This window comes from Virgibacillus sp. W0181, assembly GCF_051846915.1.
In the GTDB taxonomy this organism is placed as follows: Bacteria; Bacillota; Bacilli; order Bacillales; family Amphibacillaceae; genus JBPYCR01.
Genome location: NZ_JBPYCR010000055.1, coordinates 1 through 12,502, shown reverse-complemented (window position 1 = coordinate 12,502; position 12,502 = coordinate 1). Strand labels below are relative to the sequence as shown.

Annotated in this window: 11 protein-coding genes and 1 pseudogene; 4 read left to right on the top strand and 8 right to left on the bottom strand. The window is 38.3% G+C overall.

Annotated elements, in window-relative coordinates; translation table 11 throughout:
- Nucleotides 1-125 precede the first annotated feature (125 nt).
- Both ACLIBG_RS15035 and rnhC read left to right on the top strand, forming a co-directional pair.
- A pseudogene (locus tag ACLIBG_RS15035) lies at nucleotides 126-971 on the top strand (RNA-guided endonuclease TnpB family protein); the annotation flags it as partial.
- A gap of 166 nt (nucleotides 972-1,137) precedes the next feature.
- Nucleotides 1,138-2,076, top strand: a complete 939-nt coding sequence (gene rnhC, locus ACLIBG_RS15030; protein WP_439313579.1) for a ribonuclease HIII — start codon at nucleotides 1,138-1,140, stop codon at nucleotides 2,074-2,076.
- Between the two features lie 441 nt (nucleotides 2,077-2,517).
- Here rnhC and pheT read toward each other — a convergent pair whose 3' ends face one another.
- From pheT to ACLIBG_RS15015, 3 genes are all read right to left on the bottom strand, one after another.
- Nucleotides 2,518-4,947: a phenylalanine--tRNA ligase subunit beta gene (pheT, locus tag ACLIBG_RS15025; RefSeq protein WP_439313578.1), complete on the bottom strand. Its 2,430-nt coding sequence runs from the start codon at nucleotides 4,945-4,947 to the stop codon at nucleotides 2,518-2,520.
- Between the two features lie 15 nt (nucleotides 4,948-4,962).
- Nucleotides 4,963-5,997 carry a phenylalanine--tRNA ligase subunit alpha gene (pheS, locus tag ACLIBG_RS15020; protein ID WP_439313577.1) on the bottom strand — a complete coding sequence of 345 codons (1,035 nt, stop codon included), beginning with the start codon at nucleotides 5,995-5,997 and terminating at the stop codon, nucleotides 4,963-4,965.
- A 333-nt stretch (nucleotides 5,998-6,330) separates the two neighbouring features.
- Entirely contained in the window at nucleotides 6,331-7,068 is a 738-nt protein-coding gene (locus ACLIBG_RS15015; protein WP_439313576.1) for a TrmH family RNA methyltransferase, read from the bottom strand.
- Nucleotides 7,069-7,167: 99 nt separating this feature from the next.
- Between ACLIBG_RS15015 and sspI the strand changes: the two genes are divergently transcribed.
- Both sspI and ACLIBG_RS15005 read left to right on the top strand, forming a co-directional pair.
- Entirely contained in the window at nucleotides 7,168-7,389 is a 222-nt protein-coding gene (gene sspI / locus ACLIBG_RS15010) for a small acid-soluble spore protein SspI (RefSeq protein WP_439313575.1), read from the top strand.
- Nucleotides 7,390-7,591: 202 nt separating this feature from the next.
- Entirely contained in the window at nucleotides 7,592-8,176 is a 585-nt protein-coding gene (locus tag ACLIBG_RS15005) for a lytic transglycosylase domain-containing protein (RefSeq protein ID WP_439313574.1), read from the top strand.
- Nucleotides 8,177-8,232: 56 nt separating this feature from the next.
- Here the strand turns inward: ACLIBG_RS15005 and ACLIBG_RS15000 are convergent.
- The 5 genes from ACLIBG_RS15000 to ACLIBG_RS14980 form a co-directional block, all read right to left on the bottom strand.
- A protein-coding gene (locus ACLIBG_RS15000) for an IS3 family transposase (protein ID WP_439313573.1) occupies nucleotides 8,233-9,395 on the bottom strand; the annotation gives its coding sequence in 2 pieces (ribosomal slippage) (nucleotides 8,233-9,119 and nucleotides 9,119-9,395; 1,164 coding nt in all).
- 147 nt (nucleotides 9,396-9,542) lie between these two features.
- Complete coding sequence (locus ACLIBG_RS14995) at nucleotides 9,543-10,628, bottom strand: M42 family metallopeptidase (RefSeq protein ID WP_439313572.1); 1,086 nt, start codon at nucleotides 10,626-10,628, stop codon at nucleotides 9,543-9,545.
- A gap of 21 nt (nucleotides 10,629-10,649) precedes the next feature.
- Complete coding sequence (locus ACLIBG_RS14990) at nucleotides 10,650-11,135, bottom strand: dUTP diphosphatase (protein WP_439313571.1); 486 nt, start codon at nucleotides 11,133-11,135, stop codon at nucleotides 10,650-10,652.
- Nucleotides 11,136-11,224: 89 nt separating this feature from the next.
- Nucleotides 11,225-11,797 (bottom strand): TVP38/TMEM64 family protein, encoded by a 573-nt coding sequence (locus ACLIBG_RS14985; RefSeq protein ID WP_439313570.1) that lies wholly within the window; start codon nucleotides 11,795-11,797, stop codon nucleotides 11,225-11,227.
- 58 nt (nucleotides 11,798-11,855) lie between these two features.
- On the bottom strand, nucleotides 11,856-12,131 hold the full coding sequence (locus tag ACLIBG_RS14980) for a DUF1294 domain-containing protein (protein WP_439313569.1): 276 nt from the start codon (nucleotides 12,129-12,131) through the stop codon (nucleotides 11,856-11,858).
- Between the last annotated feature and the right edge of the window lie 371 nt (nucleotides 12,132-12,502).

Below are 12,502 nucleotides of genomic sequence, written 5' to 3'. Positions count from 1 at the left end.
AGTTCATCCGTGGTAAGATGGGTGTAGGTCATTTGTGATCACTCCTATGTTTTCTGTGGTTGGAAACACATATCGAGTGTACCACGAATGACTTTTTTAGTTGTCTAGCTTAATTTTACAATCGACGAAAGCAAAACAAGTTTCCTAGATTCAAAAGTAAAAAGAACCCTGTAAAATCCTATACAACAAAAATGGTTAATAACAACATCCAAATAATAAACAATAAAATTAGAATCCCTAAAATAGGTTGGATGCGCTTTTCTAAAAGCCGAGATATTCCAGCCGATGCAAAAATTAAACATGTAACCGTTCGGAAGAACAGTTCAGGTAAATATTTTGTATCGGTTTGCGTACAAGAATACATTGAATACCTACCAAAAACGCAAAGCGTTATTGGCCTTGATATGGGGTTGGAACATTTTGTGATTGATTCAGATAAAAACAAAATCAACAACGAACGCTATTTTCGTTCGCTGGAAAAGAAGTTAGCCAAAGAACAACGCAAATTGTCACGCAAAATTTACGGTTCTTCCAACTGGTATAAGCAGAAGTGTAAAGTGGCCACGATTCATGAAAAGGCCGCTAATAAAAGAAGAGACTTTCAACATAAACTATCAACCGATATCGTCAAAAACCACGACATCATCGGCATTGAAAGTTTAAGTGTGTTCAACATGATTAAAAATAAAAAGCTGAGCAAATCCATACAAGATGCGTCGTGGTCTGAATTTGCAAGCATGTTGGAATATAAGGCCAAATGGTACGGCAAAAAACTCATCAAAGTTGGAACGATGTTTCCATCGTCACAACGTTGTTCTGTTTGCGATACCAAAAATTCAAAAGTAAAAGATTTAGTAGTTCGAATTTGGAATTGCGAGCATTGCCATACCACGCACGACAGAGACATTAATGTAGCTATTAATATTAAAAAAGAAGCAGAGAGGCTACTTTCCAAAGGAAAAGCAGCCTAAATAAAATATACTGTCAACAACCGCAGGGACTGCGGGGGTAGCCTGATAATGTTGGGTTCAAAAGAACCCATGACCCAGGAATTTCCATCTTCAAATTTTTATAAAAAATTAAGGTGGACTAGTTCAATTGCTATAGTTTATATTAATTTGGAATGGAGCGACTAACATGGCCCAGGAAGTGTACCAGTTTTCACTAAAAGCAATTGAAAAAATGAAAAAAGAATACCTTAATGTTCAAACCCCGCCACCGCCGGGAGCTATTTTTCGTGCGAAAACCAATTATGCTGTTATCACTGCATATAAGTCCGGAAAAGTAATGTTTCAGGGTAATTCCCCACAAAAAGAAGCATCCCAGTGGTTGACACAAACAGATTCGGTTAACAAACCATACCCCCAAAAACGAGCCGTTGCAGTTAATGAGCCAGCCTCTGATATTTATACGAGTAGCCATATTGGTTCCGATGAATCAGGAACAGGGGATTATTTTGGACCAATTACAACGGCGGCAGTATATCTAACCGACGAGCAAATTCCACTGCTGAAGAGCTGGGGTATTCAAGATTCAAAAAAAATAACCGATGAGCAAGTAAAAATACTTGCCAAAAGAATTGCCGAAAGCTCTATCCCTTATTCATTACTCGTTTTACATAACAAAAAGTATAATTCGTTACAGCATTCAGGTTGGTCACAAGGAAAGATGAAGGCAATGATGCATCATCATGCAATTCAAAACTTGCTTAAAAAAATTCCATGCTTGCCTTACAGCGCTATTGTAATTGATCAGTTTTGTAAACCGGAGATTTATAAGAAGTACCTTGCGTCTGAAAATAAACAAGTACTGCCAAAAACTTTTTATAAAACGAAGGCGGAAAGCTTTTCGACTGCTGTAGCTGCTGCATCCGTCATTGCGAGGGCAAGCTTTTTAAAGGAAATGGATAAACTTTCAGAAAACCTCGGATATAGTTTATTAAAAGGAGCCTCAAATAAAGTCGACCAGTTAGCTGCAAATATAATGAAAACAAAAGGAGAAACCGTACTGGAAAGTTGTGCAAAAATTCACTTTGCCAATACAAACAAAGCGAAAAAGCTGATAAGAATGAGTTGACCAGCTGTATTTTATAAAGAAAAGCGCAAGCGACCTTCCTAGAAACGTAGCGACTGGACTGAAGCAACTAAGATAAAAGAATCATGCCCCTGCATAAGGGGTATGCCAACGTTGGCCGCAAAGGCCGTATTTAGTTGGCCCTCCCTTACCTTATGGAATCGATGATGACTTTCACCCAAGGGCATAAGGGCGACTAAGCCTCTGTCTAAAGCCATCGGCAAGTCTTCTTTATCGCAAGGCGCTGCAGGAAGTCGCCTAGTTTCTGGCCTGGCAGGCTTAGAACGCCACGTCCTGTGGCTCCGCCTGCACTAGAACATCCTGTACGTCGAAGCTAGACAGCTATGCACAAAATTATATACATTCTTATCTTTTAAATAACCGTTTCATGCTTGTTTGCATGAAACGGCTTTTAACATTAATACTAATTTATTCTTTTTATTTTCACATACGCAAAGTTGCAGCAAACGTATTCGTAACGTTTCTAATAATTTCTTTAACAGATGCATCTACTTCACTATCTTTTAACGTTTTTTCAGGATGTTGGTACTGAAGACTAAAAGCGAGTGACTTTTTGTCTTCGGCCACATTTTCACCTGTATATAAGTCAAATACATCGACACTTTGTACAAGCGGCCTTCCAATTCTTTCTATCTCCGCTTTCACGTCCCCGGCCACGGTATCCATATCAACAACGAAAGCCACATCTCGCATAATCGATGGATATTTAGGTATGACATCATACGTAGGTGTATCATCAGTTAGTTCAATTATTTTTTCCATATTAAGATCAAAAACATACGTTTCTTTTAAATCCAGTTTTCTGGTAAATGCCGGATGTACTTGTCCGATAAAACCAATGACATCTCCAGTAGCGGCAGTAATAACCGCACATCTTCCCGGGTGCATATCAGGCAATCTCTCCTGCTCAAGCGTAAAAGGAATATTTAAAAACTGCATTAACCCTTCAACAATTCCTTTTAAAACATAAAAATCTACTTGTTTATGCTCCTGTTGCCATTTATGGTCTACCCAAGTACCGGTGAGTGCTGCGGATAGCCGCTGCAACTCTGTTGGCTGTGCCGTTAATTGTTTTTCATCTGTTATAAAAATGGAACCAATTTCATAATATCCATTATTGAATTGGGAGCGTGCCCGGTTGTATGCCAATGTTTGCAATAACTCCGGCAAAATACTTAAACGTAGATAGTGATGATCTTCCGTCATCGGCATTGAGAGCGCGATCGGCTTAGGCGACTTTTTCATCACTTCTGGACTAATTAATGAATCGGCCATCTCTTTTTTCGTCAATGAATACGTAATGGTTTCCATTAAACCGGTACTTTGTAAATAATTTTTTACTTTCCGTTTCAATTTTTGTTCGTAAGATAACCCGCCCGGTTGCGATGCATTTGCTGGTAAAGTAAATGGCAAACGATCATATCCATAAATACGGGCAACTTCTTCAAGCATATCTTCAAAAATGGTAATATCGCCTCGTCTTGTAGGTATCGAAACAGTGAACGAATCATTCTCACATTCGTATGAGAATTGCAATTTAGTTAAAATTTCTTTAATCTCGATTGTGCTTATACTTGTTCCAAGTCGTTTATTTACAGTTGTTGTATCCATCTTTACTGTTTTTTCTGTGCGATCAAGTGCATCCACTTCGGAAACATCGGACAACACCGTTCCATTTGCATATTGTGCAAACAGCTGGCATGCCCGAATGCCGGCCCGTTTTACCCGATTAGGGTCTATCCCTTTTTCAAAGCGGGTGCTTGCTTCACTCCGTAATCCGGTATGCTGTACTGTTTTCCGAACAGAAGCTGGATCAAAATATGCTGCTTCCAGTAAAATAGTATTTGTCCCGTCATGTACTTCTGTATCCGCACCACCCATCACACCTGCTAAAGCAATAGGCTTCTCTCCATCTGTAATTACGAGATCGTCGGTTGAAAGTATTCGCTTCTGGTTATCCAATGTCGTAATGGCTTCCTTTTCACGGGCACGTCGAACGTGAATGTTATTTGAATCCATTCGTTCATAATCAAAAGCATGTAGCGGCTGTCCATATTCAAGCAAGACGAAATTTGTGATGTCTACAACGTTATTGATCGGACGAACACCTGCCGCCATTAAATAATTACGCATCCATAAAGGAGCTTCTTTTACTTCAATATCTTTAATAACGAACGCACCATAATATGGGGTTAATTGATCGTCTTCCACCGATACAGTAACATAATCCGTACTCTTTTCCTTAGCTGTATCAATCGTTTCGTCTGGAAATTGCATCGGTACATCCAAAATGGCGGCTACATCATACGCAACGCCAAACATGCTTAGCGCATCTGCCCGGTTTGGAGTCAAATCAAACTCAAGGACGGCATCGTCGAGATTAAGTATTGAAGCTGCATTTTCTCCTATTTTCGCATCGTTCGGCAGCACAACAATTCCATCAGCAATATCCGCTGGCATATATTTCTCTTCTACCCCAAGCTCCTGTAAGGAACAAATCATGCCATTTGACTCAACTCCGCGCAATTTAACTTTTTTTATTTTAAAATCGCCCGGTAAAACCGCACCTGGCTTTGCAACTGCTACCTTTTGTCCTTGTGCGATATTTGGCGCACCACAAATAATTTGTAACTTTTCCGTTCCGACATCGACTTGACAAAGATTTAAGCGATCAGCATTCGGATGCTTTTCACAAGTTGTTACATAACCTACGACTACGTTCTCGCTTTTTTTCGCAACGTAATGGATGCCATCAACTTCAATTCCGGACTTTGTAATCATTTCCGCGAGCGATTCAGCAGTTAAATCGCCGTAATCAACATAATTTTTCAACCAATTTAATGATACTAACACGATCTATACCCTCCTCTATGCATTATGGAACTGTTTTAAAAAACGAACATCATTTTTATAAAAGTGACGAATATCGTCAACGCCATACTTCAGCATGGCAATTCTATCCGGCCCCATACCGAAAGCAAATCCGGTGTAGACTTCGGGATCGTATCCTGCCATGGCCAATACTTTTGGATGCACCATTCCTGCGCCTAATATTTCAATCCAACCACTTTTTTTACAGACAGAACAGCCTTTCCCACTGCAAACTTTACACAATATATCCATTTCGACAGACGGTTCTGTGAAAGGAAAAAAGCTGGGACGAAGTCGAATTTCACGATCTTCGCCGAATATTTTTTTTGCAAATGTGTTTAATGTTCCTTTTAAATCACTCATGCGGACATTTTTATCGACATAAAGCCCTTCTATTTGAGTAAACTGATGGGAATGGGTCGCATCATCATTATCCCGACGATACACTTTACCCGGACAGATCATACGGACTGGTCTATTTCCTTCCAATGCACGCATTGTGCGTGCCTGAACTGGTGATGTATGTGTTCGCATAAGTAGTTCATTCGTAATATAAAATGTGTCCTGCATGTCTCTGGCCGGATGTCCTTTAGGTAAGTTTAATGCTTCAAAATTATAATAATCCGTTTCAACTTCTGGTCCTTCTTTTATTTCGTAACCGAGCCCAATAAATATGTCTTCTATTTCCTCGATAATGGAAGTCAATATATGGGGGCCGCCTACTTTCACCGGTCGTCCTGGCAATGTTACATCAATTGTTTCGTTTTCCAATTGTTTTTCTAGTTCTACGTGATCAAGTATCTCTTGCTTTTCATCTAAAGCTTCTTCAATTGCACCTCTTACTTCGTTAGCCAATTGACCGACGACAGGACGGTCCTCTTTCGATAATTGCCCCATTCCTCGGAGAACAGTGGTCAGTGAACCTTTACGGCCTAAATAAGCAACATTCAGTTCCTGAAGACCTTTCACGGATTGTGATTGATCAATTGCTTCCAAAGCTTCCTTTTTTATTGCTTCTAATTGCTCTTTCACGAATATTTGCCTCCTTAATTTTCAAAAAACAAAAAAACCTCATCCCAAAAAAGGGACGAGGCTGTTATTTCGCGGTACCACCCTTGTTGACACATTAATCGTGTCCAACTCTTATTGATAATGGAAATTCATCCAGAACACCTTTACTTACGATTTAAGGTCTCGGTGTCAGCTCCGGGGTGAATCATAACAATCTGAACGATAAAAATGCTTTCAGTCTGCGGCATTTCTTTCCTGTAACGCTCGTGTAATTGCTACTTGACCCTTTCATTGCTTGTAACATATTTAATTGTATCTTTTATTATTATATGTAATTCAGTTAAAGCTTGCAAGTTAACTGCGCAAATAGTACATGAGTATCCCGGCTGCTACACTGACATTTAACGATTCTGCTTGTCCGTATATTGGAATTTTCACGTTTGCATCTGCCAGTTCTAATACTTTTTGTTGAATTCCCGCCCCTTCATTCCCAACAATGAGCGCAATCTTGTCCTGTTTTGCCACTTGTGTAAAGTCACTTGCACCGGAAAGGGCTGTAGCCCATATTGTATATCCTTTATTTTTTAGTCGGTTTAATTCTTCCTGGAGATTTGCCTGAACAACAGGTAGATGAAATAATGAACCTTGTGTAGCCCGAACGACTTTATCGTTAAAAATATCTACCGTCCCTTCTCCTGCTATAACTGCTGAATATCCGGCAGCATCTGCAGTACGAATGATTGTTCCTACATTTCCAGGGTCTTGTACACGGTCAAGTAAGATGACAAAGCCATCATTAGCATACTTCTCTTGTTTCATTTCTACGACTGCTGCAATTCCTTGAGGTGTTTCTGTAACCGTAATATACTCAAAAACACCCTTCGTACATGTGAACAAAGGATATTCATGACACCAATCTGGGCAGGAGACTCCTTCACAGATGACGATTTGCTTAATGTTCCACGTGCTTTTCCAAGCTTCTTCAAGCAAATGAAAGCCTTCGATTAAAAAGCTCTGCGTTCTCATTCTTTCTTTTTTCACTTGCAGTTTTCGCCATTGCTTCACATTACTATTTTGTAACGATGTTATCATTTTTTTCAATCCTATACGTTATTTTTCTTTATCATACATATTTCCATGTGAAATGGTCAAACTATGCGTAAACGATCTACAAGTTAGGGAGGGCACAAAATGGACTTGAACTTACGTAAAGCAATTATCGACAATATTAAAACAAATGATCAGAAGCAGCTTGAGGCTACAATTGTTGAAGCCATACAAGAGGGAGAAGAGAAAATGCTTCCTGGGCTCGGTGTTTTGTTTGAACTTATTTGGGAGCAATCAACCGAGCAGGACCGGGATGACATGATTCAAACATTGGAGCTCGGGGTAAAACAGGCAACGACCAACTAAAAATCTAAACATGATTGCACAAAATAATTTCCTTGTCATTTCAATTATTGCGAATTAGCAATAGAGAACAATAATATGAATATAATAACTTGGTACAGTAGACGATTATTGGACCAGGTTATTTTATTTTGTGCTTGCTATAAAACCGTATTACACGTATGATATAAACAACCTAACATTACTGTAATCAAAGGAGATTAATATGAACATTAATCACATACAGCAGTTGATTCAGAAACAAGCGTTATCTATTCTGACATCGAACAGTGGTCCACTATCTGTTCATTCGCCAATTGTTGACCTTCCATTTAAACAAATGCTTCAGCAAAACATAAATAAAGCAACGGCAATGAACCAGTCCGTTACGCCGTTAACAGCAATTGACAATCAAGTTTCGAATACACTTCCTTCTTCGTCATTTGATCATTACATAACAGAATCTGCACGGAAATATCAAGTCGATGAAAAGCTGATTCATGCAGTTATAAAAACAGAATCAAATTATAATGTTCGCGCGCGAAGCGGAGCAGGCGCCCAAGGTTTAATGCAATTAATGCCGAATACAGCGAAAGGTCTTGGCGTTCAAAATGCATATAATCCTCAAGAAAATATTGATGGTGGTACAAAATATTTAAACCAAATGCTTGCCAAGTACAACGGAAAAATTGAATTAGCCCTCGCCGCGTATAATGCAGGTCCCGGAAATGTAGACAAGTACCAGGGGATCCCACCTTTTACCGAAACAAAAAACTACGTGCAAAAAGTGATGAAACATTATTTAGCATAAAGAACGCCGTACCTTCAGCATGAACTGACCCAGGGAAATGAGACAAGAAAAAACACCTATGCTGCCACAGTCCTGTATTCTACAGGGCTGTGGCAATTTAATTTTGAAAAAGGTCGTATATAATTGTAATAATACATGTAATTTACTACTTTTTCTAATACAATAGTAGTTGTTAGTGTCGCTCTTAATTGAGTGGCGAATTCTTCCGACTTTAGCGAGGAATGGAAGGATTCAATTACGGCATTATCAAAGCAATTGCCTTTGCGGGACATGCTTGTGGTAATGCCGTTTTCTTTGGCTAGTGCTTGAAAGGCATAGGATGTGTACTGAGCTCCTTGATCACTGTGTAAGATAACTTCATGAGTCTCTCTACCGTTACAAGCCCTTCTTAGCGTTTCTAAAACAAAATCAACATACTGCGAATCACTGACTTTATAAGCAATGACCTCATTATTATACAAATCTATGATTGTAGATAAGTAAAGCATCTTCGACCCATAAGGTAAATACGTGATATCCGTTACCCATTTTTGATTTGGTTTTTCAGCTTTGAAATTTTGTTTTAATAAGTTAGGAACAATGATTTTACTTTCACCTGCAATATATTTTTGTCGTTTTATCTTTACACGACATTGAATCTCATATTTTTGCATCACCTTTTGTACAGTTTTTCGGTTAACCTTTATGTTGTGGTCTTTTTGCAAAATACCTTTGACCATTCGGTGACCAACACGCTGTGAGAGTTGTTTGCAAATATTAATAATTAATTGATGTAATTCTGGAATATCTTGAGTTATCACTTTTCTCCAACGGTAGTAAGTTGATCTTGCGATTCCGAAGCATTCACAAATTTCTGTTGCCGTAAAGCGATCTTTTAAAGCTTTAACAACTTCTATAAAAACTTCTGGTACCACTTCCTTTCGATTTCTAGGTACTTTCCCGACAATTCTTCTCGCATTTCATAATAGGTCACCTTACGACGCAACTGGATAATTTCACTATCGTCGTCTGGTCCTTTACCGTAGGTATATTGCTTACCAATAGGTTGAACCAACCTGTGGTGTTCATTGTTGCGATACCACCTCATCCAAGTTTTTATTTGCGTTTTATTTTTAATCCCAAACCTGTCCATGATTTGTTTGTTGGTCCATTCACCAGCTAGCTTCATGCGAATTACTTCTTGTTTTACTTCTTCTGGATAAAATCGTTTTTTACCCATAAAGAAAAACACCTCCTAAATTGTCGATTATTGTTACATACGACATAGGGGGTGTTTTTTCCTGTCTCATATTATAGGGTCACTCTAGCAATTGGTACAGCGTTTTTTGTTTTATATATTGAAGAGTAATTCGGTTCGATAAAATATTTAAGCTAAAATAATTTCTTTCACTTTCTGATCATCCAGCTTTTTGATTGCCTCAACGATTAGTTTCACAGCGTTTTCGAAATCATCACGGTGTAAAATAGCGGCATGCGAATGAATATACCGAGTAGCGATAGTAATCGTTAAGGAAGGGACGCCATTTGCTGTTAGATGAATTGCTCCTGAATCGGTTCCGCCTCCGGACATAGATGAATACTGAAAAGGTATTTGATGCTCTTCTGCTGTATCCACAATAAAGTCTCGTACACCTTTATGGGAAACCATGGAGGCATCATACAAAATTATTTGCGGTCCATCCCCAAGATTACTATCCGCTTCTTTATCGGATATTCCTGGTGTGTCACCGGCAATCCCTACATCGACACCAAACCCAATATCAGGTTTAATGGCATGTGCAGATGTCCGTGCGCCACGCAAGCCGACCTCTTCCTGTATAGTTCCAACGCCGTATACAACATTTGGATGTTGTTCATCTTTTAGTTTTTTCAATACTTCAATTGCAATTGCACAACCAATACGGTTGTCCCATGCTTTTGCCATAAGCATTTTCTCATTTTTCATTTGCGTAAATTCAAAATAAGGAACAATGGAATCTCCCGGTCGAACACCAAACTCGCTAGCCTCCTCCTTGCTAGAAGCCCCAATATCAATAAACATATCTTTTATTTCGACTGGTTTTTTGCGAGCTTCTGCTGACAATATATGTGGTGGTTTAGAACCGATAACACCGGTAATATCGCCTTTAGCCGTCATAATTGTTACACGCTGGGCGAGCATAACCTGATTCCACCAGCCGCCAACAGTTTGAAAATAAATAAACCCTTTTTTATCAATACGGGTAACCATAAAGCCAACCTCATCCAAATGACCTGCAACCATAATTTTCGGCCCGTTTTCATCACCGGTCTTTTTTGCAATTAAACTACCGAGGTTGTCAGTAAATACCTCATCGGCATATGGTTTAATATATTTCTCCATGGAATCTCTAGCTTCTTTTTCATGTCCGGAAATTCCTTTGGCATCAGTTAATTCTTTTAACATCATAAGCGTTTCATCAAATTTAGTCATATGTACCATTGCCTCCCATATTTAATAGCCGATATCTTGCCTTTCATAGTTTATTTCATTTTTCTTTTTATATGCTTCGTGAATATCTTTTTCACTAAAACCTAGCATTTTCCCCAGTAGCAAATATTGCTCAAATAGTTCTAAATAATTTGTTCGCGATCGATTTTGATAAAACGTGTTGCATGCTGCAAATACAGCATTAAATTGTTCTGTTTCCGTTACGCTCTTTTCTTCTACTCGTATCGTTTCAAATGAGTAGCTTTGTTCGATTCCTAGGGATAAAATAAAATGAATGTTGTCCACATATTCCTCTAATATAACAGCTGTTTCATTCCTCGGTTTTGTACTCCAAAACTTAAAGCATCGCGTTTCATTTGCCAATTCGCCAAGCTCTGTAAGCAATGCCAAATATTTCTCTTCAAATAAATCTTGTTGGATTAAATTATGTTTACGGGCTATATATAGATCCAACTCGGCTTGCATAGTAAAAAGCTGTTTCCAGTCCAATTGTTTCTACCTCTTTTCATCATTGAGCAATTTCTACTTTACTTGATTTGATTGTAACATGTTTAATCCAGTTAGCATAACCTATATAATTAGGCACTCATTTGGAAGAAGTCGGTCCATTTAATATACGTTTCTTTTCTACGAATGAAAAATATGAAAGGAATACTAATCGCAATGATTGCAAACATGTAAATCGGAGCGAGACCGGAAATTGCCTGGCCTATTGAAGTGTAAATAAAAGCTAGCGGTATATTGCTAATGAAGGATGATTTCATATAATCTTTAAAAGAATCTGATGCTTCAATCAAACATAAAGACAATAAATGAAAATGTATAAAAGGAATAAGGCGAAGTAGTGCTATTTGAGAAGTTGTCAGTAAAAACCTTTTGCCAATCAGCTTCTCTTTTAAAACAAGTAGACGCTGCAACGTTTTTGGCATGTTTTGTATAAATCCATAAAAAATAATACTTGATAACGTAATACCTATAACAGAATAAAATGTCCCTCCAACTGTGCCAAATAGCATGCCCCCTGAAATACATATTAACATAACAGGTAGAAAAAATAACGGTCTAATCAAATGAAAGCTAATAAATAAAATGGGAGCCAATAATCCGCCCGATTCAATAAATGTCACCATGTATTGACTCATATGCTCCATTTTCATTCCCCTTCCAATTTGCTTGCTACCTTCTATTTATATGACAATAGACGAGCCTTTATGACAAAATGAATAAATAAAAACAAATTGCGAATTGGCATAGGAATACAAATGGCATACCGATAACGAATGACTTATGTTTTGTTTTATGACGAAAAATTTGCATCCCAATAAATGAACCAACTGCGCCTCCAAGCAAAGCAAGTATCCAAAATGTACGTTCCGGTATACGATATTGCTGTTTTTTCGCTTTCCGTTTATCGATTCCCATCAATAAAAATCCAATAAAATTGACTCCGATAAGATAATAAATTAAATCCAAGTATTCATTCATCTATCTTTTCTCCTTAGATTAAGAAAAGCGCAAGCGCCCTGTTAAGCCCCGACAAGCTTAAGCAAGAAATCGTAGTGGCGGTTTTGCCACGAAGAGTTATTGCTTAAGACCTCGAGGGGCTGGGCGCTGGAGCTAGACAGCTATGCGCAAAATTTTTATACTCCCTCTATATACTAACTTGTTCGCCTGTTTTCTTTGTTTTTCTTAGAATTTCATTTTATTTATGATTTATCAATAACATTTTAAATGGTATAGGAACGAAATTTAATGTAGAAGGGTGCACTTAATAAGCCATCCTTCTCTTTTTGAAAAAAATGGATATTAGTTGTTATAATCGCACCTTTCATTCCCACAATACTCATGGCGACAAA